This window comes from Novosphingobium sp. ZW T3_23, from assembly GCF_044987305.1.
In the GTDB taxonomy this organism is placed as follows: Bacteria; Pseudomonadota; Alphaproteobacteria; order Sphingomonadales; family Sphingomonadaceae; genus Novosphingobium.
On the sequence record NZ_JBJDRF010000012.1, the window covers coordinates 1 to 26,868 of the forward strand.

The window sequence follows — 26,868 nt, forward strand, 5'->3', positions numbered from 1 at the left end:
CCGCTTCACGCCCCGCACCTTTGTCGGCAGCAAAGGCTCGATTACCGACCACTCAAAATCCGTCAGATCAAACCGTGCCATGCCTCGTCTCCTTCCGGAGAGTGAATCATGCTGCCGCCTCTTTGGGAATCCAATTTATGGGTCTGTCGCCTAGTTTATTCTCCGCACCCTCGCAGAAGTTGAGGCAGCACGTATGGTCATTTCGCTCGAACGACCGCCTGGGCAGTGCGGCCAGGCGGCTGAGAACAGCCTGACAGTCGGTATGAAATCTCGGCTTCAGGCCCTCTAATCAGGAAAAGTGGCCCCGCAGAGGTGTACTCGGCTGCGGGGCCTAAGTTACAGCTTGGTGAGTCTGGCCGAAACAGACCGAAAGCCATAAGGCAATCCACCATCTGATCGGGATCACCTCGTTTTTTTGAGGCGTGGGTCGCATTCCCGAGTGCGGTGTTCAGCGCCTAGCAGAGGCAGGGGTTTCTTATTCTACCGAATAGTCACGAAATCTCATCCTACCAGCATCGCCTCGGCTTCAGCCTCGCAGTATCGGTTTCATTGGGGCGAACGCTGGACCGTGAGATATTTAACATCATTGATGTTAGATAGGCTGTGCAATGTTAGATGGTTGACCAGCGGGCCCATCCCCGAGTTCCTTGTTCGGGCAGTGAGTAAGGAAAAGTTGGACGCTTAGCGCCGATGAAGGACAGCGCGCAGCTGAACGAGCGTGGCGACGGCGGCGAGCGAGATACCTAGGATCGCGACCGCGCTCCAGCCACCGAAGTTCCAGGCGGCGGTCGCGGCAGCAGCTCCGGCGGCACCGCCCAGGAACATCGATCCCATGAAGATCGTGTTGAGCCGGGCGCGGGCTTCGGGGCGCAGCGTGTAGACTATGTGCTGGTTGGAGACGAGCACGCTCTGGACCGCGAAGTCGAGCAGGATACAGCCGACCACCAGCCCGGCGATCGATCCCCAAAGACCGAAGATCGCCCAGGAAACGACCGTCAGTACTGTGCCGCCGAGGATCGCCAAGTGAGGGCCGCGACGGTCGGCGATCCGGCCCGCGATCGGGGCGGCGAGAATGCCGACGGCGCCGACCACGCCGAACAGACCTGCGACTTCCGAACCGAGGCCAAAGCGCGGCTCCTGCAGGCGCAAGGCCAGGATCGTCCAAAAAAGCGGTGAAGGCGCCGAATAGCATGGCCTGGGTATAGGCTGCGATGCGCAGCTCGCGGAATTCGCGCCAGAGGTGGATGAGCGAGACCAGCAGGCCGGCATAAGTGCTGCGTCCTTCTGGAAGGCTGCGCGGCAGGGCTGCGGCCATCAATCCGCCCGCGCCCAAGGCCAGGGGTACGCCGAGCCAGAACATCGCCCGCCAGCCCTCATGCGCCGCCACGAAACCGGACAGCGTACGGCTGAGCAGGATTCCGCAAAGCACGCCCGCCATGACGGTGCCGACCACGGCGCCGCGCCGTTCGGGCGGGGCAAGTTGCGCGGCGAAGGGGACGATCTGCTGCGCTACCGTCGAGGCCACGCCGAGCAGCAACGAGGCGATCAGCAACATCGCTGCCGACGGTGCCAGCGCGGCACCGACGAGGGCGAGCGCCAGCACGGCGAATTGCGCGATGATCAGACGGCGGCGCTCAACGAGATCGCCCAGTGGTACGAGCGCGAACAGGCCGATGGCATATCCGAACTGGGTCGCGGTAGGAATCAGTCCAGTGAGGCCGCCGGGAAGATCGCGCTCGATCACACCGAGCATCGGCTGATTGTAGTAGATGTTCGCCACGGCCAGTCCGGAGGAGACCGCCATTGAAAATGTTAACGCGGTGCTGATCCGCGTCGTAGCGGGCGCCTCGGCCGGCAGTGTGGATACCTTGCTCATGGTCTTGCCTTTGCGACAATGCCCTGATGCCGGCTCCAAAATGCGATCCGGTTTAGGTGTAGATATAGGATCGGTTATGCCGGTCTAACGGAAAGCGTGATAATGAATTTCGATGATCTGGAGGTTTTCGTCGAAGCGGTTCGGGTTGGCAGCCTGGCCGGGGCCGCGCGGCGACTGGGGATAAGCCCGATGGCGGCGTCGCGGAGTCTTGGCAATCTAGAGACCGAACTCGGCGCACGGTTGATCCACCGGACTACGCGCTCACTTTCACCGACCGGCGATGGTGAGATTTTCTTGCCGCATGCGCGGGCCTTGCTCGAAGGTCGCGCGAATGCCCTCACCGACCTGAGACCGGACGGGAAAGGCCTGACGGGGCACCTGCGGATCACGACTTCGGCGGCGTTCGGGCGCAAGATAGTCGCGCCGATGCTGCCATGCTTCATGTCGGAGCACCCGATGCTTCAGGTCGATCTTTTGACGACGGATGATCAGGTCGACATCGTCGGACAAGGCATCGATGTTGCCATCCGCATTGCCCCGCTCAAGGACAATCGGCTAGTGGCAAAGCGTCTAGCCGACAATCGCAAGGTCCTGTGCGCGTCATCGGCCTACCTTGAAGCCAACGGCCGCCCGCGGACGCTAGCGGATCTTGCCACACGAGAATGCCTGCTCGCTACCGGAGGGTCTCACTGGCATTTGTTTGTAAGGGCAAGGTGGTGAGGCAGAAAGTTTCCGGGCGCTTTTCTGCGAGTTCGATCGAGGCAGTCTATCAGGCATGCCGTGGCGGTTTGGGCATTGCCACTTTGTCGCAGTAGTACGTTAGTCACGCTCTTGCACTGGGGGAGATCGAGCAAATCGTCTTGGAAGATGCCGAGCCTGAACCCCTAGGGATCTGGGCCGTGTATCCAAGTTCCCACATGATACCGCAAAAGGTGCGCTTGTTCATAGGTGCCCTTGGAAAGGCACTCTCTACTGCTGATACTGATAATGTCCTCCGATGACGGCACTTGCTCAGTTGCCGTTGGCTAAGCCCAGCGAAGGCAAGGTCACACTGCGGCACTGTATTTGAGATCCGCTGGATTGAGCGGGATAGTGTACCCTCGAGTGGCTGCCATTCCATCGTGGCTGAAATCGTTGTCCGTTTGCAAACGGTGCGTCTTGAGCTTCCGCATTAAGAAAGCTGACGGAACACAGCCGGACGCGAGATATTGGCAGCTGTGTCTCCAACCGCAGGGGATTTCTCCAAGTCGTTAAATTTGCGGGTCATCTTAGCTGCCAGAGCCAATGCTCCTTGACAAATTCGTATTAAAAATATCGTATACGAATCGTTCGTAACAAATTGTTGCGGATCAGGGAGCGATAATCGCATGAACAACCATCGAACCACCGTAGCAGGGCTACGGACGCTACTCATGCTCGGCTGTCTCGGCTTATCTTCGGGTGTCTATGCGCAGGAGACGACGATTGCCGGCGATGATGCCGCCGCTGAGCGACCTGCCAACGATATCGTTGTCACGGGATCGCGCATCCGCCGTGCCGCTGCCGACAGCCCCTCGCCGATAGCGGTGGTCGATGCCAGCCAGATCAAGGCAACCGGCACGCAGAACATCGCCGATGTCGTCAACCAGCTTCCGGCGCTCGCCGTGACCCAGACCAACCAGACCAGCAACCTTGCGGGCAACGCTGGCGTCAATGCGCTCGACTTGCGCGGCATGGGTACGCAGCGCACGCTTGTATTGGTCGATGGACGCCGTCAGGTCGCCGCGATCCCGGGCACGTCGGCGGTCGACCTCAGCAACATCCCCTCCAGCCTCGTCCAGCGCGTCGAAGTGATCACCGGCGGCGCTTCGGCGCTATACGGCGCGGACGCAGTGGCGGGAGTTGCCAACTTCATCCTCAAGAAGGACTTCCAGGGGATCGAGGCCAATACCCGTTACAACGCCTCCACCCGTGGCGACATGGACACCTATGGGTTCGATCTTCTCGCGGGCACGAACTTCTCCGAAGGGCGCGGCAACGTCACCGTCTATGGGTTCTACGAGAACACGCCCGGCACGGTCAGCGGTTCCGACCGGCCCTGGACGGCGGACGGCTACCCAATCTACGCCCGCACCAGCAGCTCAAGCCCCTATTTCATCCAGGACCACGTCCGCAACATCAACACAGCCGATGCCGCGCAAGTGGTGCTGGGCGGCAGGCTCTATTCGGTCAACCGCGACAGCGGCACCTTGCGCGATCCGATCCTGGGGCCTGGCGGCCTCGTTAATGTCGTGCCGGTCAACCTCGGTACTTCAACCGACCCGCTTGGCACTTTGTTGACGGACGGCGGCGAATACAACGGCCGCTACGACGGCTGGTATCTTTCGGTCCCTTCCGAACGCATCAATACCCGCGCCTCGGCCAGCTTCGAGGTCAGCGACGCGCTGAAGCTCTTCGCCAATGCAACTTACGCGCACAATACCTCGAAGGCAGGCTTCCTCCAGATGACGGCGTTCGGCACCGACGTGGTACCGGCCGACAGCCCCTTCATCACCGATGAGATGCGAGCCGCCAATGGCGGCGCGGTGCCCGCAGGCGGCGTCCAGTTCGCGCGGCGCTTCCTGGAACTGCCCGCCCCGCGCACGGAATACGACCGCAAGCTGTTCCAGGCGGTGGCGGGAGCGGAAGGCGACTTCGCGCTCTTCGCCCAGCCCTGGAACTATTCGACCTATTATTCCTACGGCAAGACCACCCAGCGCGTGCGCGACGTGAATTCGACCGCCTATGACCGCTGGTACATGGGTATCGACAGCACGACCGGTGCCAACGGCGAGGCCGTTTGCCGCAGCACGCTCGACGATCCCGGCAACGGCTGCGTGGCGATCAACCCGCTGGTCACGCTGACGCCGGAGATGATCGACTACATGACCTATACCTCGCACTGGTCGAAATCGACGCTGACCCAGCAGGTGCTTTCGGGTTACGTCTCCGGCGGCCTGTTCGACCTGCCGGGCGGTGCGGTGCAGGTCGTGCTTGGCGGTGAATACCGCAAGGAGCGCAACGATATCGGCGCAATCCCCGAGTACAACCCGGACAACCCGCTTTACGATCCGACGATCGGCACCACCCAGGGCACTTTGGTGGGCAAGTATTCGGTCAAGGAAGTCTATGGCGAAGTCCATGTGCCGATCCTGAAGAATACATCGTTCTTCGATACGCTCTCGATCGACGGCGCGCTGCGCCTGTCGGACTACAGCACCGCCGGATCGACCACGACCTGGAAGGTCGGCGGCGAATGGGCTCCCATTTCCGATATCCGCTTCCGCGCCACTTACGGGCAGGCCGTCCGCGCCCCGAACATCGGTGAACTCTATACGGCGGACAGCATCTCGGGCCTGTGGATCACCGATCCGTGCAACACCTACAACTTGGCCAACCGGGCGACCCGTACCCAGTATACAGCCGCCAACTGCGCGGCGATCAACCCGGCCGATACCGTCAGCTACTGGCTCTACCGTGACATCATTTCCAGCGGCAATCTCGACCTCAAGCCGGAAACCGCCAAGACCCTGACGCTCGGCGCGGTACTCCAGCCACGCTTCGTACCGGGCCTCTCGTTCACAGTCGACTACTACAACATCGACCTCCGCAACGCGATCGATGCCTTCGGAGCCCAGATGCTGATCGACAAGTGCGTCGACCAGTCCAGCCTCGACAATATCTTCTGCCCGCTCATCCAGCGCGATGCCAACGGCAATCTCGAATCCGTGATGACGCAGAAGCTGAACCTGTCGCAGTACCTGACGCGGGGGATCGATTTCGGCCTAGGCTATAGCCTGCCGTTGTCGCGGCTGGGGCTTTCTGACGATGCGGGCAAGCTGTCGATCGACGCCAACTACACCCGCCTGCTCAAGCGTCGCTATACGCTCGATCCCACCGATCCCAATTCGATCACCGAATACGCCGGTATCTTCGGGTCGCCCAAGTGGAAGGGGGTCGTGCGCACGAGCTATGCGCGCGAAGGGATGGGTGTCACCTGGACACTGCGCCATTTCTCGCCGATGAAGGCGGCCACCACGATCACGCCGGACAAGTACAGCAAGGTCTGGACGCCGAACGTATTCTACAATGATTTCTCGGCCTTCGTGGCGCTTACCGACAATATCGAGCTGTCGGGCGGCCTCAACAATGCTTTCGACCGCAAGCCCCCTCGCATACCGGGCGCCGAGGCCGGCGGCGCCAACTTCGAACTGAGCTATCAGTCGGGCGTCTACGACGTGATCGGTCGCACGTTCTTCCTAAGCCTGCGTTTCCACCGCTGACATCGGGTGGGCCCGGATCCCCTTGCCGGATCCGGGCTTGTCCTGAAACCCGGAGCAGATCGATGTTTCCTTCTCGCCTTGTCCTCGTCCTTCCGCTTCTCGTTGCGGCTTGTTCGCATCCGCAGAGGGAGGATGCGCGCATGGCCAATGCCGCGATAGGAAATTATGAAAGCTGGTCGATAAGCGCGCCACAGGCCGCGCTCGGTCTCGATCCGTTCTACGCCAAGTATGCCGATGCTGGCGGCATCCCGGTGATCTCGTCCGCGAAAGTCCCGGACAGCGCTCTGCTGATCGCCCGCGATATCGTTCTTGCCGAGACTGCCGAGCGCCCAGACATCCGGCGCGAACTCGTTCGCAGCGGTGCGAAGGTTGGTGTCATGGCGATCGACGAAGGGACGATGGATCTTCCCGAGCAGCGGGACTGGAAGAAGCCGGCCGCGGACGATCCGCGCCTGACGCCTTGCGAACGCGCGGGCTACGCCAGGATCGCCGCCATGAGCGATGCCGAGTACTGGAACAGCCGGGCACGCGGCATGGGCGGTCTGTATACGACCGGAGCCGCCGAGAACCTGCTGGGCGTGCCGGGCACGCGCTATTTCGGGGAGAACATCCTCGTTCACGAATTCTCGCATAATATCCTGTCCGCCATCGAACGGGTCGATCCCGCCCTCTACGGCCGCGTCGAGGCAGCTTATCGCCATGCTCTGGAGCAGGGCTTGTGGAAAGGCGACTATGCCTCGGTCACCGTGCAGGAATACTGGGCCGAGGGCACGCAGTTCTGGTTCAATTCCAACAAGGCGTTCCGGCACGATGGCCGTATGGTCGTTTCCGACAGGGATCTGCAGACCTACGATCCGATGCTCTTCTCCGTCCTGAGCGAGGTATACGCGAACACCCACAGGATCGGGGCAGATGTGTTTCGTGATCACCCGGCGCGACTGGAGTTTCCTAAGCAACACACGAAAGGCTGCTGAAAGTTCGTCATTGTACTTAGAGCCCCCGAACCGCGGCCTTGCCGGCCTGGAAGCCCCTTATGCCAGCGACGTCCTGTCAGCAGGAGAACTGAGCGAGGTCATCGCGGCGAGGTACGGAACCGTGGTCGGTGTGTTCGCCACCCATCGCTATCATCATGTCGCCGGAGATGCGCGATGCGTGACGCCTCGCAACGTCGTTGCTGCTGCGATGGCATTTCAACGGTTCCTGACCCAAGCGACATGAGGCCGGACGAAGTTTAGGCCTAAGCCTGATTGACCCGACCGCTTCGATGGGAAAGCAAACCGTCTGCATCTCGACAGGGGAAATTTGCCGCTGAATGTCTCACAAGGGTCGGTCTTCGGTGAAATGGTGCACTTGCAGCTTTACCGAACGTCAGGAAGCTATTGGAAACGGCGGCCGTTGATAGCTGAGGCCGGGAACACGCGCGCCGGGCGTTCCCACCACTGCGCGCGCGTAGATTGCACCTGCAATTGCACTTCGGCCCAGGGTCTCGGTTGCCGATTGCAATAGCAAGATCGAACCCAAGCCAAACCACCACGCCGGATGAACGCGGCCATAGCGAAGCTTGTCCCGGACGATGCCGGCAACGGGAAAAGCGATCATACCAATGAAGGCTGCAGTCAGCATCGAGTACATAAATAGGGGAGCGGGTAGCAGCCGCCCGAAGGACGGCCCCATGATCGCCGCCATGCCGCAAATGAACAGGCGTGGATGCCATTCGCGGTCGCGCCGCTTGACCGCAGCCCCAATCAATAGCGCTACGAACAGAATCATGCTCAGCGGGTTCATCAGCACAAATTGTGCGGGTAGGAAAAAGAACGACACTGCAGCCTTTTGAGCAATCCATATCGTCGACAAGGTGCCGACGATGACCATCGCGAGAGGCCACCCCACCGCCAGCCACCCCAGTTTACGATGAAGGGCAAGCGACCCGGTCGCTCCAAGCAGGACCTGAGCCACGAACAACAAGACCCATCCATGAACAATATCGCGCGAACATGAACCGCAACAGGCGCCTTGAACGAAGATATGCCCATGGCCGCTGTTCAGCGGGCTATCCGTACCAAAGTAGTGCCGTTAGGGTTGCGCCCGTAAACCTGCCGATCAATCTAGCAAAGATCCGACCCCGCAATGCGACCGTTGGTATGTCGATAGGTGAGCAGTATTCTCGGTCAATGGTGAACGCCAAGACATTGTCCCAAATCGAAGACGTCTCGGAGGTGGCTGGAAACTACCACGTGATCGGGCAGCCTGCGAGCGCTGCGGTCGGCTGATTGGCGAGCCAGTTCGCGGGCGGAAAAGCTTTCGGACATTGCGCGACAAGTCTTCCGGTCGTCTTCGGCCTAACATTATCTGCAATCAGACAGCAGCGCCTCCGGTCCAAGACCGGCGCTAAACGAAGGAAGTGCACGCATGGCAAGTTCCGCAACCACCTCGCTGAAGCCTGTTCCACTTGTGACGACGGCCGCAGCTTGGCGAGGCGATGGACTCGCCGAAACCGAGGAGTGGGTTTACAACCTTACCGAAGCGCAGGTGGAAGAGTTGGAGACGCTAGGTGCGCGATTTTTGTCCGACAATCCCGACCTGCGCAGGGTTTCCGTCCAGGATTATCCTTTGACTGAGTGCGCTATGGCTGTGCAATCCTGGGGTGAAGATGTCGATTATGGCCGCGGCTTCGTCCTGGTGCGCGGCCTGCGTACACAGCTCTATTCAGACGCACTGTCCAGCGCAATTTACTATATCCTCGGTCTACACATGGGCGATCCCATCCGCCAGAACGAGATGGGCGATTTGATCGACCACGTTTACGCCACCAGCGACAAGACTATGGACGATCCAACCGCCCTTTCTTCCAAGGTGCGGGACAAGCTGGTCTATCATTCCGACAGTTCAGACATAGTCGCGCTCATGTGTCTTCGTCCTGCCAAGGAGGGCGGCTTATCCTGCCTCGTCTCGGGTGCGGAAATTTACAACGAGATCCTGCGCCGCCGTCCGGACCTGGCGCCGCTCCTGCTTGAGCCGTTCCACTGGGACTGGCGCCGACAGGACCACAATGCGCCTGCAGACACTTATACCTCGCCGATCGTCAGCTTGGTTGACGGCGTATTCTCAATGTATGCGGGTTCGCTCTACATTCTGACGGCTCAAGAGTACGAAGGGGTACCCAAACTTAGTTCGGAGCAGATTGAAGTGCTCGAACTCTTTGATACGATCACTTACGAAGAGGGCATGGCCATTGAAATGGATTTCCGTCCCGGTGATATCCAGTGGCTTTCCAACTATGCCGCGCTGCATGCCCGTACAACGTTCTGGGATTGGCCAGAACCGCAGCGCAAGCGCCACCTTCTGCGCCTCTGGTTGAGCCGGGATGCGGGCCGACCGGTGGTCAGCGGGTTTGGTAAGAGCGGTGTTGTGCAGGTCCGCCAAGCGCCGCGTGATGGGCAAGACGAGCATCCTGACGCGCACTTCGACGTGTTTTCGGTCTCTGTGCCCCGCCTGACGAGTTGAAGGAGTTCGCAGGGCGGTCCGTGTCACGGTTCTCCCATATCCGGTGTTAGCCGGCCGCGAGCATCAACAAGACTTCAATTGCCTGGGAGGCACGGCCAATGCTTTTCCTGGCTCACCGTCTGGCATGTCCAGATCACCCGCCGCCGGCAGCGTGCCCGGCAGGCGAGGCCGATGATCGACAAAATCACGGCGGGGGTTTTCATTGCTGAAGATTTCGTCCTCGACCGTTTAAACGGTTTGCATGTCAATCACGACGAGAATGCAGCGTGCATGACTGATCCCACGGACACTGTTGTAGCCGAGCCGCTTTCACGGGCCGTTCGGGAGGCGTAGCGGATGCATCACGCTGGTTCAAACGCAGTACAGAGCGACAGCGGTTCCCATTCGTCCATTTGCCTGACAACGAAGGCGACCTGATCGCGGGCATAGTGCAGCGCGTCCTCGCCGAGGAACAGGTGCAGCGGCGGCTCGACCGAATCCAGCGCGGCCAGGATAGCCTCGGCTCCGCGCGCAGGATCGCCCTTTTCCGCACCCGCGCCCTCAGTCAGGCTACGGCGCGCGAAATGAGCGCCGTCCTCGTAGTCGGCGATGTCCCTTGCGGCAATCTTGAGGCCCGACGCAGCGAAGCCGGTGCGGAAGCCGCCGGGGGCCACATTGGTCACGCGAATACCCAGCGGCGCCACTTCCTGCGCCAGGGTCTGCCCGACGCATTCGAGCGCATATTTGGTGGCGCCGTAAATGCCGGTGCCGGACCAAGGCGCATGGCCGGAAACCGAAGTCACGTTGACGATATGCCCGGCCCGTCGTGCGCGCATGGCGGGGAGTAGGGCCTGAATCATCCGGACCGCACCGAACAGGTTGATATCGAATAGCGCCTTTGCTTCGTCGATTGAGACTTCCTCGACGGCGCCGACCAGCCCGTAACCGGCATTGTTGACCAGCCGGTCGATCCCGCCAGTCAGGTCTTCGGCTGCGGCGACGGCGGCCTGAACCGACGACTCGTTAGAGAGGTCCATGGTCAGGACATGCGCGCGGCCCGGTGCCAGCGACGTGAAGGCGGTATCTTCCGCGCTACGGGTCGTGCCTACCACCATGTCTCCGCGCGCCAGCGCCGCTTGAGCCACGGCGCGGCCGAGGCCGCCGCCGATGCCGGTGATGAGCCAGTTCGTCATGCTTCGTATCCTTTCGGATTGGGAGTGTGGCTTGCCGGGGCCGGTTCGGCCCCGTCAAGCATCAGACTAGGGGAAGGGCTGAGGCGCGCTCTTTGCGCTGGCAACCGCAATTGTTGCGGCAGCGCGCACGCAGCCGGGTCGTGCTTGACCTCCTCGGGAGCGCCATGCAGCCCCTGAAAAACTGAGGGCGCGAAACTAATTGGCGCTAAACTAGGGTGACGGCTTTGGCAGTTCACATCTTCGGTTCGATCAATCTCGACATCATCACCTCGCTGGAGCATCTCCCCCGACCGGGCGAAACGGTGTTGGCCACGGCCACGGCCCGGCTGCCTGGCGGCAAGGGCGCTAATCAGGCGGTCGCGGCGTCGAGAATGGGCGCTGAGACCTACATGGTCGGCGCCGTGGGCGAGGGCGATGCCGGCAGCTGGATGCTCTCGCGACTCAAGGCGGACGGGATTGATGTCGGCGGCGTCGCCGTGCTGCCTGGTGTGGACACTGGCACCGCCTATATCGCTGTTGATGCGCACGGCGAGAACCAGATCATCGTCGTGCAAGGCGCCAATGCCTTCCTGCGCGATTCCCTGCCGGTCAGCGAAGGCGTGCTGCTGGCCCAGCTCGAAGTGCCGGTTGCGGCGCTGCTGCCGATCTTCACGAAGTCGAAGGCGATCCGCATTCTGAACGGCGCTCCGGCGGTAGCCGAAGGCAAGACGCTGTTCGAGTACGTCGACCTGCTGATCGTGAACCAGCACGAAATGGCGGCGTTTCTCGGCCTCGATGCGGTGCAGGGGAATGACGACATGGCCGTAATTGCGGGGGCCGCGCGCGGCCTGTTGTGCCGCGAAGGCCAGGCCGCCATCGTCACGCTTGGCGCGGCGGGCGCTCTGGCGGTGTGGGCCGATCGGCATCTTCACGTTCCTTCGCTGCCGGTGATACCCGTCGATACCATAGGCGCAGGAGACTGCTTCTGCGGCGCGCTGGCGGCCCTTCTCGACGAAGGCCGCTGCTTGGAAGATGCGTTGCCTTATGCCACGGCCGCCGCCGCGCTCTGCACGCTGGGGCAAGGGGCAGCGCCCGCGATGCCCACGCGCGAGGCGGTGGAGGACCTTGTGGGCCCTTCCTCTACCGACAGGACCGCAACAGAATATGCGCTACCGATCAAGAAGCCCTCGGCCGCTTCCTTAAGCTGATTCATCAAGCAGTCCGGCTCCGATCTGCCCGGTCACAAGAGGACATGATGAACCAGTTTCCCATGACGCCCTTCGGATTACCCTCGGACAATGGCGGCAAGGACCTCGGTCTGTTCCTGCCGGTGGCCAACGGCGGCTGGATCCTGTCGAGGAACAAGCCCGAACTGGACGGGTCCTACGCCTACAACCGTCAGTGCGCACTGCTGGCGGAGCAGGCGGGCCTGGACTTCATCATGTCGATGTCGAAGTTCCGCGGCTATGGCGGCGATACGAAGCACTGGGATTCCTCGCTCGATCCGCTCGTGCTGATGGCAGCGCTTAGCGAAGTGACGCAGAAGACCCGGATCGTCACCACGCTGCACACCTTGCTCCAGAACCCAGCGGTGGCGGCCAAGATGATGGCGACGCTCCAACAGGTGAGCGGCGGCCGCGCCGGCCTCAACGTGGTCACCGGCTCCTATAAGGGCGAGTTCACGCAGATGGGTGCCTGGCCCGAAGATGTGAATCACGATCAGCGCTACGATCTCGCTTACGAATGGGTTCGTGCGGTCAAGGCGCTGTGGAGCGAAGATTCGGTCACCATGAAGGGTGACTATTTCAGCCTCGACGATTGCGAATCCTGGCCCAAGCCGGAGCAGCGCCCGTTCCTGGTCTGTGCGGGGTCGTCCGATATTGGCATGCGGCTAACCTCGGAGGAGATGGACGCGATCTTCCTCTCTGGCGGCACAGGCGCGGAGCTTGCGAAGAACAGCGACCGTGCAAAGTCCATTGCCGCCGAATATGGCCGCAACATCCGGACCTATTCCATGATGACGCTGGTTATCGACGAGAGCGATGCGGCAGCGAAGAGCCGCGCGAAGCTTTACGCGGCGGGTCTCGACGAAGGGGCACTGGCGGGCATGATGCGCGCCTACGGCTTCCTCGATGCCGAGATCGGCAAAGAAAATGACTTCACCCGCAAGGCGCGCAGCTCGTTCATGTCGGCGCAGATCGTCGGCAGCGCGAAGAGCGTGACCGAGCAGCTCGGTGACCTGCTGGAGGCTTCGGGCACCGACGGGCTGATGCTGATCTTCGACGATTACATCAAGAGTCTGCCAGTGCTTGGCGCAGAGATCCTACCGGTCTTGCGCGAACGGTTCCCCGGCAAGATCGCGGCACCGGTGGCGAGCTGATGCCGCTGCGCACCGAGGACCTTCCCCACGTCGAACCGGCGGGGCTGGCTCCAATGATCGACCCGGCGACCACGGCACTGGTCGTCGTCGATATCCAGGTCGATTTCGCCGCGCCGCACGGGCTACTGGGTCGCTACGGCGTCGATCTTTCGCCTGCCGAGAGGGCGATCGACAATTGCCAGAAGCTGGTGGGGGCAGCGCGCGGCGCCGGAGCGATGGTAGCGTTGATGCGCGTCGTAACCAGCGCCGAAACGGATTCGCGCGCGCTGAGAACGCTGATGGCGCGGCGCGGTCATCCGGGGGGCGAGGCGATTTGCCGCGTCGAGAACGGCGGCGCGGACTACTACCGCATATTCCCCGAGCCGGGTGATATCGAAATCGCCAAGCTGCTTTACGACAGCTTCCACGGCACCGATTTCGACGCTCGGCTGCGGGCGAGGGGTATCGAGACGCTGGTGATCTGCGGCCTCTCTACCGATTGCTGCGTGGACCAGACCGCGCGTTCGGCCTTCCATCACGATTTCGACGTGTTCCTCGTCTCCGATGCCTGCGCGGCCTACGAGCCCGGGCTTCACGAAAGCTCGCTCTCGGCGATGGAAAAAAACTGTGTGCTGCTGACCACCACCGAGGCTGTCGAAGCTGCCTGGGGCAAGGGCGCAGAGGCCTGAATCGAGCAATCTGAATCCAGTAAGGAGTTGCCGTCGATGCCCGTGAACCTGTCTCCGCACGGATCGAAGAGCGGCGTGCTGTTCGCCTGTACGCTCGGCAATTCGGTGAGCGTGACGCCTGCCGTCCATGCCGTCTTCGGCTTGTTCCTGGTGCCGCTGACCGAGGCTTTCGGCTGGAGCCGGGCGAGCGTGTCGGGCGTGCTGGGCATTCTCGCGCTGGTCGGTGCGGTGGCGTATCCGTTGATTGGGCGCCATATCGACAAGGCGGGCGCGCGCACGACGCTGCTGGTCGGCACTTTCGGCCTCGCGCTCTCGATTGCAGCACTGGCACTGACGAGCGGTAGCCTCGTGCAGTTTTATGCGACTTTCACCGCGCTTGCGGTATTCGGGGCGATGGCGGGGACCCCGATCTTCCAGAAGGTGATCGCCGACTGGTTCGACGAGAATCGCGGCACCGCGCTCGGCATCAGCGCGGGCGGCGGCTGCGGGATCGGCTCGGTAGTGCTGCCGGTTCTTTCCGCCGTGCTGGTGCAGACCTGGGGCTGGCGCGCGGGCTATCTCGGCATTGCCGGTTTCATGCTGCTGGTCGCGCTGCCGCTGCTCTTCGTGCTGCTGCAAGACCGTGCGAGCGTGGGCGGCACCGATGTCGGGACAGCGCGCGAGGGTATGACTCTGGGCGAGGCGGCGCAAACGCCGATGTTCTGGCTGATCCTGATCGCACTGGCAGCCGGAGCAGGTGGCACCACGGCGGTGTTCAGCCATGTCGTGCCGATCCTTTCCGATCGGGGCTTCTCGGTGGCGACGGGCACGGCGGTGGTCAGTGTCTTCGCGCTAGTGACGTCGGGTTGGCAGATCGCCACTGGGCGCATCATGGACCGGATACCCACGCCCCGTGTAGCGGTGCTGATGTACCTCATGGCGGTGGTAGGGCTGATTTTGCTCGAAACCGCGCAGGGCATGCCGTTCCTGATCCTGGGCGGCGCTTTGCTGGGCGTGGGGCTGGGCGGTCAGTTCGGGGCGCTACCCTATTTCATCGCCCGCTATTTCGGCACGAAGCATTTTGGCTCGGTGATCGGTGCAATGTATTCCGCCGTGATCGCTGCGCAGGGGACGACTCCGATCCTGCTCGACCTGGTGTTCGACGCGCGCCATTCCTATCGCCCGGCGCTGGTCGGCGTCGGCGCGGCGCTGCTGGCAGGGGCGCTGCTGCTGACGCTGCTGCCGCGTTACGGCCGCGAGGCCGAGAGCGACGCGCTCTTCGCGGTCGGTCACTGATTCTTAAGGAGCCTGAGACCGTGGCCGACATGCCTGATCCTGTCCCTGCTTTCGCCGATCCAGGGAAGGCCCCCTATGCCGTCAGCGAGGAAGAGCGCGATGCCATCACCGCAGCCATCGACGCCGATGAGCTGGTCGAGCTGGCGCTGACTCTGGGCAACATCCCCAGCCGTTCGCGCGAGGAACTGGCTGCAGCGGAGTTTGTCCACGAGTGGATGGCGAAAGAGGGCTTCAAGCCGCGCAAGGCCGGTGCCACCCCGGAACGGCCCAATGTAATCGGCGAATATGGCGGAGGTGGACGCGGTGCGAACCTGCTCTTCACCGCGCATCTCGACACCGAATCTCCGAGCGGCATGCCGGAGCATGATAAGTTCCGCTACCGCGATTCCACCCTGGCCGATCCCGAATGGACCCGGTGCTGGCTGGACGAGGAGGGGCGTCTGCGCGGCTATCCGGTCAGCAACGATCGCGGGCCGATGTCCTGTTTCCTGATCGCCGCTAAGGCACTGCGCAAGGCGGGCATCGGCCTTGCTGGCAAGACCTGGCTCACCGCCTGCCCTGGCGAGATCGGACCCGAACCAATCGAGGAATTCTCCGGCATCGCCTGGAACGGCAAGGATATCGGCGCGCATTACTTGTTCCACCACGGCGGCGTCGCACCGGACTATGCGATTGCCGCCGAGGGCACCGACTTCGGTCTGACCTGGCAGGGCTGCGGCTATGCGCTCTACCGCGTGCGGATCTTCGGACAGGGGGTATTCTCGCCAATCCTCGACGCCCCCGCCGATCCGCGCCGTCACCCGAATCCGATCTACCGGCTCGGCCCGGTGATCGATGCGCTCCACGCCTGGGGGCTGAAGTTCGAGCGCGAGTCCGCGATGGAGACCGCCAGCGGCGCGATCCATCCCAAAGTCCAGATCGCCTCGGTTCGCGGCGGCATGCCGATCGATTTCGGTGCGGGCACCGAGGTCTGCGCGCTCTATATCGACGTCTCGCTGAACCCGCGGCAGAAGGCTGCCGATGCCTGGCACGGCATCATGGAGGCCATGCGCGACGTGGACGTGGAGGCGTTCGACGTGGAGCCGATGGTCGTGCGCCACGGCTTTGAGGCGCGGCCTTCCGAAGTCGCACCGCTGGTTGGGGCCGTCGATGCCGCGACCCGGCTGGCGCGCGGCGCGGCGGTGGAGCCTGCCCACCCGGTCTATTCGAGCATGTGGCGCGACCATAACGTGTTCAACATGCACCGCGTTCCCGCCGTCACCACCGGCATGCCACGCTGGCGTCCGACGGGCCAGGATATGGCCTCCAGCGCGCTGGTCTATGCGCTCACCATGCTGGCGGTCTGCGGTCGGGGACCGGCGCCGACGGCAGAGACCGGGACCAGTGTGTACGGTAACGAGACGCCTTTCGAATAGGCTTCCTCCGCACCCTTGCCCGGCACCGATCTGGCCGATAGACCTTCGTTATAAAGGTCGCCAAGGTCTGAATAATTGTCGCCCGTCCGGGAAGGGTGCCACCCGCTTCAAGGTGGTTCTCGCTTGCGTATAACGACGAACGTCTATCCCAAGGAACAGCGGCGCGACGCTTGGCGTTTTGCGCTCAAACGGTTGTCGCTGACGCTCGACGAGGCGGACGATGCCGCACTCTACGGCGAACTCATCCAATTCCGCGCCAGCACCGGGATCGACTTTATCCGGGTCACTGGAACACCCCAATCCTGGACGATAGACTTCCGCGATCAGCCCGCCACTTACTGGCTGGCCATGGTGCTGGATGGCAGCGCCATGGTGCGTGATGCCGGGCAGGAGCTGCGCCTTGCCGACGGCGAGATGATCTGCGGGCGCGGGGACAGCCCGGTCCACCTTGCCTTCACCGGCGACAACCGCAGTCTGATCGTCCAGGTGCCGCACAGCGAACTCAGCGCCCGGCTCAAGACCCCGATCAGCGGCCCCCCGCGCAAGATCGCGACCGACAGCGGCGCGGCACGCGTGTTCTCGGGCATGCTGCGTTCGCTGGCGGACACGATTTCCGACATCACCACCGACCAGGCGCGTCCGGTGGAGCTGGCCTTTCCCGAGTTCCTCGTCACCAGCCTGCTCGACAATGCTCCCGCCAAGGCCATGGGCGGCGCGGCGGGGATGCGTGCCGCACTGCTGGAACGGATATTCCAGACCATCGAGATTCGCCTGTCGGACCCGGACCTCAGCTATCAGCAGGTCGCCGCCGAGCACGGCATCTCGCCGCGCTATCTGCAAAAGCTGTTTGAATCGATCAACGACAGCTTCGGGCACTATGTGAAAGTGCGCAGGCTCGAACGCTGCCGGCTGGACCTGCGCAGTCCGCTCCACGTACAGAAGTCGATTTCCGATATCCTGTTCGAATGGGGCTTCAACGACAGCGCCTCGTTCAGCCGTGCCTTTCGCGAGCAATACGGCATATCCCCGCGCGAATATCGCAAGGCACCTCCGCAGGAACAGGAAGCGGTCGAGCTGCTGCGCCGGGGCCGTCCCGCACGCAAAAACCGCATGAGGCCCGCCGAGGCGGAGAACGAGCCGGATCTGTCAGCCGATGCCGAGGTGGCAGCAGAGCGTTCCGACCAGCCGATGGGACCGGCAGTGCTCGGTGATACCGGTATCTCGCGGCACTATCATCTTCCCGCCACCCCCGAGACGATCCACTGGGGCCACTTCAGCAAGGACCTGAAGCCTGCGCTCCATATCCGGTCGGGTGACTTCGTGACGATCGAGGCGCTGACACATCATGCCAACGACGATCACGAGCGCATGGTCGAGGGCGACTCCGGCATCGAGAGCGTCTATCGCTGGGACGAGACCGGCAAGGCGGTTGATCGGCGCGGGGCGGGGCCAATGGATGCAAGCGCGCTAGGGCGGGGGCCGGGCGAGGGCTTCGGCGTCCACATCTGCACCGGCCCGATCCACGTCGAAGGTGCGGTACCTGGGGATTTGATCGAAGTGCGCATCCTCGATCTCAAGCCTCGGCCAAGCGGCAATCCGCGCTTTGCGGGAAAATGCTTCGGCTCGAACGCGGCGACTTATTGGGGATTCCACTACAACGACCTGCTGACCGAGCCGAAACAGCGCGAGGTAGTGACCATCTACGAAGTCGAAGCTGCAGGCGGGCGCCTGCCGACTGCCCATGCGGTCTATTCTTACCGATGGACGCCGCAGGTCGATCCTTCGGGCGTTACTCACGCGCGCTACGATTATCCCGGCGTGCCGGTCGATCCCGAGACCATCGAGCGTAATTACGATGTGCTGCGCAACGTCGAAATTCCGATACGTCCGCATTTCGGCGTGATTGCGGTCGCCCCCGCTCATAACGGGCTCGTCGATTCGGTGCCGCCCGCGAGCTTCGGCGGCAATCTCGACAATTGGCGTACCGGACCAGGCGCGCGGGTGTTCCTGCCGGTGCAGGTTCCCGGGGCGCTGCTGTCGATCGGCGATCCCCATGCCTCGCAAGGCGACAGCGAGCTTTGCGGCACCGCCATCGAATGCTCGATGACCGGGCTTGTCCAGATCGTCCACCACAAGGCGGCAGGACTGATGGAGCAGCTCAAGGACGTGGACTACCCGCTGATCGAGACCGAGACGGAATGGGTCGTCATGGGTTTCAGTCATCCCGACTATCTCAAGGAGCTCGGCGAGGACGCGCAGAGCGAAGTCTACAAGCAGTCCTCGATCGACGCCGCCATGCGCGACGCTTTCCGCAAGGCGCGCCGGTTCCTGATGACTGCGAAGCAACTCACCGAGGATGAGGCGATTTCGTTGTTGTCAGTGGGCGTGGATTTCGGCGTGAGCCAAGTGGTCAACGGCAATTTCGGAGTCCACGCGGTGATCCGCAAGGCGCTGTTCACGAGCTGAGGTCACGGTTCTGTCGGCCATTGCCGCGATCCGCTTCCGGCGTTCCTTCGCGCCTGATCAGCGACGGGAGACCGCCAGAGCGGCGCGATTGACGGCTTTGCGCAGGCGCCAGGTGCGGGCCTCGAAGGGGCCGGGCGTCAATTCATTGGTCATCACGATCGCCACCACGCGGTGCTTCGGATCGGCAAGGAAGTAAGTGTTGGCCGAGCCCGACCAACTCCCCGCGCCGTCCGGCAGGCCACCGCGCGCTTCGGTGCCGGCATCGCCGATCGCCAGACCGTAGCCGAACGGCGTGTCGAGGGCTTCGCCTCCGCCGGTGCGCAGATGCGGAGTATAGAGCGCCGCGAGCGTCTCGGCCCGGAGCAGGCGACGACCGTGCCACGTGCCGCCCTCGGCGAGCATTTCCGCGAAGTGGCGATAGTCCTCCAGCGTTCCGGCCAAGGCGCCGCCGCCGTCGCGCAGGCGTCCTGGATCGCGGTACTCGGAAGTCTCGGGACGGTCCACCGCCTTCAGACCCTTGGCCGTGGCGACGTAGCCGGTGACGAGGCGAGGCGCTTGGGTATCGCTGAGGACGAAGGTCGTGTCCTTCATATCCAACGGATCGAGAATGCGGGTCTGGAGGAAGGCCTCGAGGCTCTGCCCGGAGGCGCGCTCGATCACGGCGCCCAGCACCGTGGTCGAAAATCCGTAGCTGAAGCGGGCGCCCGGTTGATGGAGCAGTGGCGCCTTGCCGAGCCGTTCTACCAGTTGGCCGAGCGTGGCGGCCGGTGCGATCTGCGCCTTGGTGCTGGCGACGGCGGTTGTGCGCGCTACCCCGTGCTCCCGGTACCAGCGCTGGACCGGAGTGTCGCCCATGAACTCGTAGGTAAGTCCCGAGCGGTGGAGCAGCAGGTCCGCGATAGTGACGGGACGCTCCGCAGGCACTGTTGCGGCGGGATCGCGGGCGGTGCCGTCCCACACCCGCAGGTCCGCCATTTCGGGCAGATACCTGGCGACAGGATCGGCAAGCGAAAGCTTGCCCTGCTCTGCAAGCATGAGCACGCCGACGGAGGTTATCGGCTTCGACATCGAGTAGAGCCGGAAGATCGCGTCATCGGTGATGGGTTTGCGGGTTTCGACATCGGCGTATCCGGTGGAGATGCGGATCAGCGGCTTGCCGTTCTGTTCCACCAGCACCAGCGCCTGCGCCAATTCCCCTGCCGCCACCATGCTCTCCAGTTCGGAACGAAGCGCCTGTGCCGCCGCGCTGGCGGGCGGCACAGGCGCGGTTGCCGCCGCCGGGCTCGTGAGGGCAAGTGCCGAGGCAGCAATCAGATGGCATGGCTTCATCGAAACGACCCCGTTCTCAGTACGGTTTGTCGCCTGCCACCGTAACCCGATAGCCGGAGCGAACCTCGGGGAAGTAATCCCAGACCGCGAAGTGCTGCGTGCAGCGATTGTCCCAGAACGCGACCGAGTGCTTTTCCCAGCGGAAGCGGACATGGAAATTGGCGTCCTTGACGTGTTCGAAGAGGAAAGCGAGCACGGCCTTGCTCTCGGGGGCGGACAACCCGTTGATCCTGGTTGTGTAGGAGGAGTTCACGAAGAGCAGCTTGCGCCCTGTCACCGGATGGGTGCGGATCACCGGGTGCGCGTTGCACGGATAGGTCTTGGTCGAATCCGGGAAGATCGCCTTGTAGACGGGATTGGCGTCGTGAACGGCGGTCAGCGGATCGAGGAAGGCTTTCATGGCCGGCGAAAGCGCGTCGTAAGCCGCGTACATGCTGGCGAACAGCGTGTCGCCGCCGTCGTCGGGCAGGGTATGGAGGGTGAGGATCGAACCCATCGGCGGCTCGGCATCGGCGGAAAGGTCGGAGTGCCAGTTCTCCCCCGCAACGAACTTCGAGTTCTCGTCGGCATGGATGGCCACGATCTCGGGGTGATCGGCCAGGCCCGCGACGCCGGAATGGATGGCTAGCCGTCCGAAGGCGCGGCCCAATGCCTTGTGGGCGTCGTGGTCCATGGGCTGGTCGCGGAAGAACACCACCTGGTGCTTCATCAGCGCATCGTGGATTTCCGCGAAGGCCTGATTTCCGAGTGGCTGGGTGAGGTCCACGCCGAAGATTTCCGCGCCGATTCGCTTGGTCATCGGGCGCACGTTGATCAGTTCATAGCCCATTTCTCGGTGGCTCCAGAGTAGCGCTTCTGAGTATCGGGTGCCGGACGGATCCGCCCGGCACCGAAGGTTCTTTTCAGCCTTCGAGGTTCCTGCCGGCCGGATCTGCCACGCTGCCCTTGTGGGGGAAGATGCGGCGCTCGATCCGGCAGTGGATGCCTTGTGTACCGTCCACCACTTGCGTCACGCCAAAATCGGCGGCGACGCTCATCAACGAGTAGCCATCGTTGCGGGACAGGCCCTGGTGCTCGGTCAGCAAGTGCAGCATGTCCATCGACGCCGACTTCATCGCGACGTCCAGGTTTTCCCCGAAGCCGTGGACGATCCAGCAGTCCGGCGTCTCCAACAGCGGCGAGGGGAAGGAGAAATCCTTGCGCAGCACGATCTGGAACAGCACGTCCAGCGAGGCTTCGATGGCGGTTCCGCTGATCTCGCCGTCGCCTTGCGAAACGTGAGGGTCGCCGATCGAGAACAGGCCGCCCTTGACCTGCACCGGATAGTACATCGTCGCACCCGCGCCGATGCGCCAGTTGTCGATATTGCCGCCATGGAGGCCGGGGGGGATGGTGCTTACCGGGTCGTTGACGGCGGGCGCCACGCCGGCGGTGCCGAGGTGGGGACGCGCCGGGATGGTGATGCCGGGCAGCGCGGTCGAGCGATCGCATTCGGGGCAATGGGTGATGCGGCCCGGCACGACGTACTTTTCCTCCACATCATAGGCGTAGAGCGCGGCGGCAGTGTTGGCGGTGGGATCGAGCTTGTAGATCGTCACGCGCTCGGTTTGGCCGAACTCCTCATAGAGATGGCCCCAGTTGGCCGCCAGGTTGGAGCCGTAGTTGAAGCGTGGCTTCATCTGGAAGTAGCGCACTTCCAGCATGTCGCCCGGCTCGGCGCCTTCCACGTAGATCGGCCCCGTCATGATATGGCATCCCGGCGCGCGCGTGGCCGGATCGATCTCGGTGAAGATGCGGCGAATGTCCTCGTCGAACATCAGGTCCGGATCGTCGCCCGCGTGGTGGGTCACGGCCTGCGCCATGATCAGATCGCCGCTCTTCACGGTCAGTGCTGGCTTGATCTCGGGCGAGAAATAGCCCCAATGCACGGTCTCGGGCGTCGCCCGGAGGTGGTGCAGCGCGCTGGGCTGGACGGTTTCCTTCTCGAGCGCGGGCTTAAGGCTGATCAGTGCCATCGAAACTCCTGTTACGCAGGGAAAATCGTAAACTGGCGCGTTTATTCCGCGCCGATGAGGACGCTCGTCATGCTGAGCGACTTGTGCTGGATGAAGTGGGGCGCGAACTCGGCGGCCTCGTTTTCGTGGCGCGCGCCGAGCACGTAGAGCAGCGGCAGGAAATGATCCTCGCTGGGCACCGAAAGACGCGCCGCCTCGCCGAGCGCTGCATAGTCGATCACGACTGAGGGATCGTTCTCGGCTATGGCCTTGCACATCGTGGAATTGAATTGCTCAGCCCAAGGGTAAGGCGTGGCGAGAGGATTGGACCAGTCCATTGCTGGCAAGTTGTGGACGATGTTGCCGGTGCCCATTATCAGCACGCCTTCGTCGCGTAGGGGGCGCAGCATTCGGCCGACCAGCCAGTGTTCGGATGCGCTTTTGCCCAGATCCATGCCGAGCTGGATCACCGGCACGTCGGCCTCGGGATAGGCGTGTACCAGGACCGACCAGGTGCCGTGGTCGAGGCCCCAGTTGGCGTCCAGCTTAACCGGCATAGGGCTCAGCAGTTCGCTTACGCGCTCTGCCAGTTCCGGGTCGCCAAGCGCGGGGTACTGCACGTCGAACAGCGCCTGCGGGAAAGCGCCGAAGTCGTGGATCGTGCGAGGCTGCGCCATAGCCGTCACGGCGGTGCCACGCGACTGCCAGTGGGCCGAGATGCACAGGATCGCGCGCGGCTTGCCAATGCGGCCGGCGATCGCATTCCAGCTGCGGGTCACGTCGCTTTTTTCCAGCGCCACCATCGGGCTGCCGTGACCGTAGAAGACGATCGGAAGACGGCTCATTCGCGTAATTCTCCGTTGTGCTCAAGGCTGGAAGCTAGGGACAGCGAGGAAGCATGGTCTTGCGGACAAGCGCACAAGAACTTGGCGCGAGCTTCGTGGAGGGCTGCCGCCGACGCGGCAGCCCGTAAGCTCCTTCATTCCTTGGTGTAGTTTTCCGGGACCACGGCATTTTCGCCAGCTTTGCCCCACAGGATTATCTCGTTGCCCCAGGGATCGGCGAATGCGTGGTTATAGCCATTGAATTCGGCCCAGTAATGATCGCGCCAGAGCACCCGTCCGCCCAGTTTCTCGGCGGCGGAAAGGATGCGTTCGTGGCTGTCGTCGTCCGAGACGAGCACCCAGATACGAGCTTTGCGGCCGTCGTTCGCCAGTGTTCGTGGCTCGACGCCCTCGGGTCGCGGATGAGGGCGGGCATTGTTCGCGTCGAAAATGCCGAGGTGAAGGTTGCCGATCTGGCTGTCGGTGCCGTCTTTGTGCTGGAAAAAGCCTCCGGGAACCATGCGATGGTAGATCCCGTGGGGACGAGCATCGTTTTCCCAACCGAAGACTTCGGCGTAGAACTCGCCCGCCTTGGCGGGATCGTCGGTTGCGAGGTCGACGAAGATGAGCGTGTTGGTCATTGCGAGGGCTCCCTTGGCACCAGATGATCTTGCGCTCCAAGGCCTAGCGGTGCGGAGTTTGCATGCGCGGCACAGGGCGCACGAATCCTTGATTTAGCGCGCCGCCGCGACGTGGCCGCGCTGCGACCGCGACGAACAAAAAAAGGCGGCGCCCGACCGAAGTCGGACGCCGCAGCCGTCGGGAATGGTGGGCGGTGCAGCCGCTTGGTCAGCTGATATGTCAGGCGTGAAGGCGCGTGATCGGTGCGGAAGGGCCGCGGCGGCGATCCCATTCGGCGCGATAGCGATCGACCAGCCAGACATTGAGCAACCGCTGGGCGCCCTCTTGCCAGGAGTAGCGGCCGCGTGGTGCGAACCGGGAACGCAGGCCTTGCTGGACGAGTTCGTCGACGTGGAAATCCTGGCCGACGATTTCTTCGACCGCTGTGTCGTTCATCTTCATCTTCAGCTCGTAAAGAGGATCGTCCATGGCCTCGGGCACCATCAGCGTGCCTATGGTGAGCGCGTGGCTGCCGGCAGTCCGCGGGTCCATGATCAGGTAGAGCACGGTGTCGTTCAGCACGACCAGCGAGAGGCTGGGCGGCAGGTTCACGAACAGCAGGCGATTCTGCTCCTCTTCGGTCAACTTCGGAAACACCGGGAAAACCGCCTTCTGCGTGGCATTGAAAGCGGCATTCTTGTGGAGCGTGCCGTTCAGTCGATAATATCCGGCAGAGTCGGCAGGCACTTCGGGAAAGCTCGCGAGGCCGCTGGGGATGAAATCGTGCAGCGGCCCGGCATGGAGGCGGCTGGCGTGATAGCCGTCGTTGTTGTTTTCCAGCATGACCTTCCAGTTCCAGGGGAAGATCGTGGGCTCTTCGGGACGCGGGCCGCGCAGGTTCTCAAACGCGTAGTTGGCGACGACATCTTCCACGCCGGCAAGTCGCGGGGCGAGTGGGGCGGCCTCGGCATCGAGATTGATGAAGATGAAGCCATGCCAGATTTCATGACGAATCTCGGGCAGCGCAGCGCTTTTCTTGTCGAAGTTGCAGGTGCGGCTCATGGCCGGTGCACCTACGAGCGTGCCGTCGAGGTCGTAGGTCCAGTGGTGATAGGGGCAGACGAAGGCGCGCGCGTTGCCGTGGCCTTCGGCGACCAGCATGGCCCGGTGCTGGCACACCGCCGAGAGCGCCTTGATCGACCCGTCGCGCGTCTTCGAAACGATGATGGGTTCGTCGGCACGGGTGACGGTAAAGAAGTCGCCCGGCTCCTCCAGCCATTCCGCGCGCCCGACGCAGAGCCATTCATGCTCGAACAGAGCGGCCTTTTCGAATTCGTGGAACTCCTCGTCGGAATAGCAGGCGGCGGGAAGCGTTTCGGCTTCCAGCGTGTCGAGCGTGGAGCTTGCCAGGCTGTCGAAGAACTGGTCGTTGAGTATGGTCATTCCTGCCCTTCCCGTCTCATGCGAACCTAGAGGACCCTGTCGGTGCCCTCGGTCAATTCGGGCAAACTAGCGGGTGGGCGGTGCGGGCTCTTTGCACTGGACGCCGGGACTTTTGGCACTTTGCGCGAACCGCGCTCGGGGTTTCATTCGGCTGGCTGGAGCTCGCCTTCCTCGAGCGCTTCGGCTGCCACGATACCGGCAGGAGCGGGACGGCCGTCATGGCTTTCGCCGATTGCGCGCGGCGGTGCGGCCGGCGCGCGCAGGGCGATGATGGCGGCCAACGTGGCGCCCGCCAGCAGCACTGCAAAGACCAGCATCGCCTCGGCATAGCTGCCAGTCAAGTCGGCAAGGCGTCCGGCGCCAATCGGGCCGAGCACGGCGACGGTGGTCGCCGTCGTCGCCATCGCGGTCATGTCTCCGGCAATAGCTGCCCCGAAATAGCGCAGCAGCAGGATGTGCGCCGAAAGCCAGGCCATGCCCCAGCCGAGACCGAAGACCGCGGCGGCGGCAGTGGCTACCAGCACATCGCCCGTGCTCCATAGCAGCGCCATGGCCGCCGCCTGCAAGGAAAGGCCTGCAATCAGGATACGGCGCGGATCGATCCGTTCGCTGAGCGTGCCGGTGAAGCCTTTGGCGCCGGTTCCGGCGAAGGCCAGCAGGCTCATCGCGATTGCGCCCGGCGCCGCACCCGCGCCAAGGTTGGCGATATGCGAGACGAGCGTGGAATGCGTGGTGGTGACGACCAACTGCACGACTGACATGATCGCGGCCAGGATCAGGAAGGACGGTGTGCGCAGCGCCTGGCGCACGGTCCAGGTGGAAGCCGCGGGAGCCCCGTCCTGGTGGTGGCCGGCACCCTTGACCTGCTCAATGCTCTCCACTTTCACGGCGTCGCGGATGCAGAGCAGGCAGATCGCGCCCAGTCCGAGCGAGGCGGCCGCCATAACCATCCAGTGCAGGCGCCAATCGCCGGTCAAGCCCACTATCGAGCCTACGATCAGCGGTCCGGCTATGCCGCCTGCCGCGCCGGTCATGAAGTAGAACCCGATCATGCGGGACGAAGCGCGCGGGAACCAGGTGGCCAGGAGATAAACCGCAGGAGAGGGCGCGACGAGCGAAAATCCGATGCCCATCAGCGCCGTCGCCACGAAAAACAGCGAGAGGTGCTCGATCTGAGAGGCGATGAAAAAGCCGGCTGCCAGCACGAGGCAGCCTGCGAACATCGTCATGCGGGTGCCGATAACCTTCATCAGCATCGGGGGCAGCGGACTCGCTAGACCGCAGGCCAGGCCCAGCAGCGAGAAGCTGAGGCCGGCGGCGGCCTTGGACCAGCCGAGGTCGCCCACCATCGAATATAGCACGTAGCCAAGAGAGGTGAACGTGGTCGCGGTGACGAAGAAGAAGCCCAGCGAGGCGGCGAACATGACCATGACACTGCGCGGCATTGCAACTCCTGCGGGCTCGATCCGGGCGGAATCACCGGTTCCATACGCCCTGCAGGCTCTCATGCTGCGACTGCACACTCTTGATGGTCGGCGCCTAGATAGTTGATCGAAGCTGTCGCGCAGAGGAGAGACGCCATCTTTTTGCGATGCAACAAGAAACGCGCCGGCCACGAGAC

The 26,868-nt window shown here is 63.0% G+C and carries 21 protein-coding genes and 2 pseudogenes; 11 read left to right on the forward strand and 12 right to left on the reverse strand.

Going from position 1 to position 26,868, the window contains the following annotated elements; genetic code table 11:
• The 3 genes and pseudogenes from ACI3K3_RS08925 to ACI3K3_RS08935 form a co-directional block, all read right to left on the reverse strand.
• Nucleotides 1-81: pseudogene (locus tag ACI3K3_RS08925) on the reverse strand (IS5/IS1182 family transposase); the annotation flags it as partial.
• A 600-nt stretch (nucleotides 82-681) separates the two neighbouring features.
• Nucleotides 682-1,149: an MFS transporter gene (locus ACI3K3_RS08930; RefSeq protein ID WP_404913238.1), complete on the reverse strand. Its 468-nt coding sequence runs from the start codon at nucleotides 1,147-1,149 to the stop codon at nucleotides 682-684.
• Nucleotides 1,150-1,228: 79 nt separating this feature from the next.
• A pseudogene (locus tag ACI3K3_RS08935) lies at nucleotides 1,229-1,876 on the reverse strand (MFS transporter); the annotation flags it as partial.
• A gap of 102 nt (nucleotides 1,877-1,978) precedes the next feature.
• Here ACI3K3_RS08935 and ACI3K3_RS08940 point away from each other — a divergent pair.
• From ACI3K3_RS08940 to ACI3K3_RS08950, 3 genes are all read left to right on the forward strand, one after another.
• Nucleotides 1,979-2,596, forward strand: coding sequence for a LysR family transcriptional regulator (locus ACI3K3_RS08940; RefSeq protein ID WP_404913239.1), 618 nt, complete (start codon nucleotides 1,979-1,981; stop codon nucleotides 2,594-2,596).
• A gap of 647 nt (nucleotides 2,597-3,243) precedes the next feature.
• Complete coding sequence (locus tag ACI3K3_RS08945; RefSeq protein WP_404913240.1) at nucleotides 3,244-6,177, forward strand: TonB-dependent receptor plug domain-containing protein; 2,934 nt, start codon at nucleotides 3,244-3,246, stop codon at nucleotides 6,175-6,177.
• A 140-nt stretch (nucleotides 6,178-6,317) separates the two neighbouring features.
• Complete coding sequence (locus ACI3K3_RS08950; protein ID WP_404913241.1) at nucleotides 6,318-7,151, forward strand: glycoside hydrolase; 834 nt, start codon at nucleotides 6,318-6,320, stop codon at nucleotides 7,149-7,151.
• 394 nt (nucleotides 7,152-7,545) lie between these two features.
• Here ACI3K3_RS08950 and ACI3K3_RS08955 read toward each other — a convergent pair whose 3' ends face one another.
• Nucleotides 7,546-8,049, reverse strand: coding sequence for a hypothetical protein (locus ACI3K3_RS08955; protein WP_404913242.1), 504 nt, complete (start codon nucleotides 8,047-8,049; stop codon nucleotides 7,546-7,548).
• Between the two features lie 537 nt (nucleotides 8,050-8,586).
• Here ACI3K3_RS08955 and ACI3K3_RS08960 point away from each other — a divergent pair.
• Both ACI3K3_RS08960 and ACI3K3_RS08965 read left to right on the forward strand, forming a co-directional pair.
• A complete protein-coding gene (locus ACI3K3_RS08960) occupies nucleotides 8,587-9,681 on the forward strand; it encodes a TauD/TfdA family dioxygenase (RefSeq protein WP_404913243.1) in 1,095 nt (364 codons plus the stop codon).
• 171 nt (nucleotides 9,682-9,852) lie between these two features.
• Nucleotides 9,853-10,014, forward strand: a complete 162-nt coding sequence (locus tag ACI3K3_RS08965) for a hypothetical protein (RefSeq protein WP_404913244.1) — start codon at nucleotides 9,853-9,855, stop codon at nucleotides 10,012-10,014.
• 8 nt (nucleotides 10,015-10,022) lie between these two features.
• On the opposite strand, the gene ACI3K3_RS08970 is transcribed toward ACI3K3_RS08965, so the two are convergent.
• Nucleotides 10,023-10,853 (reverse strand): oxidoreductase, encoded by an 831-nt coding sequence (locus ACI3K3_RS08970; RefSeq protein ID WP_404913245.1) that lies wholly within the window; start codon nucleotides 10,851-10,853, stop codon nucleotides 10,023-10,025.
• 215 nt (nucleotides 10,854-11,068) lie between these two features.
• On the opposite strand from ACI3K3_RS08970, the gene ACI3K3_RS08975 reads away from it, so the two are divergent.
• From ACI3K3_RS08975 to ACI3K3_RS09000, 6 genes are all read left to right on the forward strand, one after another.
• Nucleotides 11,069-12,040, forward strand: a complete 972-nt coding sequence (locus ACI3K3_RS08975) for a ribokinase (protein ID WP_404913246.1) — start codon at nucleotides 11,069-11,071, stop codon at nucleotides 12,038-12,040.
• Nucleotides 12,041-12,087: 47 nt separating this feature from the next.
• Nucleotides 12,088-13,212, forward strand: coding sequence for an LLM class flavin-dependent oxidoreductase (locus ACI3K3_RS08980; protein WP_404913247.1), 1,125 nt, complete (start codon nucleotides 12,088-12,090; stop codon nucleotides 13,210-13,212).
• Entirely contained in the window at nucleotides 13,212-13,880 is a 669-nt protein-coding gene (locus tag ACI3K3_RS08985; protein WP_404913248.1) for a cysteine hydrolase family protein, read from the forward strand. Before ACI3K3_RS08980 ends, ACI3K3_RS08985 begins: the two co-directional genes overlap by 1 nt.
• 36 nt (nucleotides 13,881-13,916) lie before the next feature.
• Complete coding sequence (locus ACI3K3_RS08990) at nucleotides 13,917-15,155, forward strand: MFS transporter (RefSeq protein ID WP_404913249.1); 1,239 nt, start codon at nucleotides 13,917-13,919, stop codon at nucleotides 15,153-15,155.
• A gap of 29 nt (nucleotides 15,156-15,184) precedes the next feature.
• The gene (locus ACI3K3_RS08995) at nucleotides 15,185-16,570 is read left to right on the forward strand and encodes a peptidase M20 (RefSeq protein ID WP_404913329.1); all 1,386 of its coding nucleotides are present in this window, start codon (nucleotides 15,185-15,187) and stop codon (nucleotides 16,568-16,570) included.
• 123 nt (nucleotides 16,571-16,693) lie between these two features.
• The gene (locus ACI3K3_RS09000; RefSeq protein WP_404913250.1) at nucleotides 16,694-19,036 is read left to right on the forward strand and encodes an acetamidase/formamidase family protein; all 2,343 of its coding nucleotides are present in this window, start codon (nucleotides 16,694-16,696) and stop codon (nucleotides 19,034-19,036) included.
• Nucleotides 19,037-19,093: 57 nt separating this feature from the next.
• On the opposite strand, the gene ACI3K3_RS09005 is transcribed toward ACI3K3_RS09000, so the two are convergent.
• From ACI3K3_RS09005 to ACI3K3_RS09035, 7 genes are all read right to left on the reverse strand, one after another.
• Nucleotides 19,094-20,365, reverse strand: coding sequence for a serine hydrolase domain-containing protein (locus ACI3K3_RS09005; protein WP_404913251.1), 1,272 nt, complete (start codon nucleotides 20,363-20,365; stop codon nucleotides 19,094-19,096).
• A gap of 16 nt (nucleotides 20,366-20,381) precedes the next feature.
• Nucleotides 20,382-21,194, reverse strand: coding sequence for a TauD/TfdA dioxygenase family protein (locus ACI3K3_RS09010; RefSeq protein WP_404913252.1), 813 nt, complete (start codon nucleotides 21,192-21,194; stop codon nucleotides 20,382-20,384).
• A 73-nt stretch (nucleotides 21,195-21,267) separates the two neighbouring features.
• Nucleotides 21,268-22,380: an acetamidase/formamidase family protein gene (locus ACI3K3_RS09015; RefSeq protein WP_404913253.1), complete on the reverse strand. Its 1,113-nt coding sequence runs from the start codon at nucleotides 22,378-22,380 to the stop codon at nucleotides 21,268-21,270.
• Between the two features lie 41 nt (nucleotides 22,381-22,421).
• Nucleotides 22,422-23,204: a 4,5-DOPA dioxygenase extradiol gene (gene ygiD, locus ACI3K3_RS09020; protein ID WP_404913254.1), complete on the reverse strand. Its 783-nt coding sequence runs from the start codon at nucleotides 23,202-23,204 to the stop codon at nucleotides 22,422-22,424.
• Nucleotides 23,205-23,338: 134 nt separating this feature from the next.
• On the reverse strand, nucleotides 23,339-23,824 hold the full coding sequence (locus tag ACI3K3_RS09025; protein WP_404913255.1) for a VOC family protein: 486 nt from the start codon (nucleotides 23,822-23,824) through the stop codon (nucleotides 23,339-23,341).
• A 220-nt stretch (nucleotides 23,825-24,044) separates the two neighbouring features.
• Nucleotides 24,045-25,247, reverse strand: a complete 1,203-nt coding sequence (locus ACI3K3_RS09030; RefSeq protein ID WP_404913256.1) for an SRPBCC family protein — start codon at nucleotides 25,245-25,247, stop codon at nucleotides 24,045-24,047.
• Between the two features lie 143 nt (nucleotides 25,248-25,390).
• Nucleotides 25,391-26,692, reverse strand: coding sequence for a CynX/NimT family MFS transporter (locus tag ACI3K3_RS09035; protein ID WP_404913257.1), 1,302 nt, complete (start codon nucleotides 26,690-26,692; stop codon nucleotides 25,391-25,393).
• Between the last annotated feature and the right edge of the window lie 176 nt (nucleotides 26,693-26,868).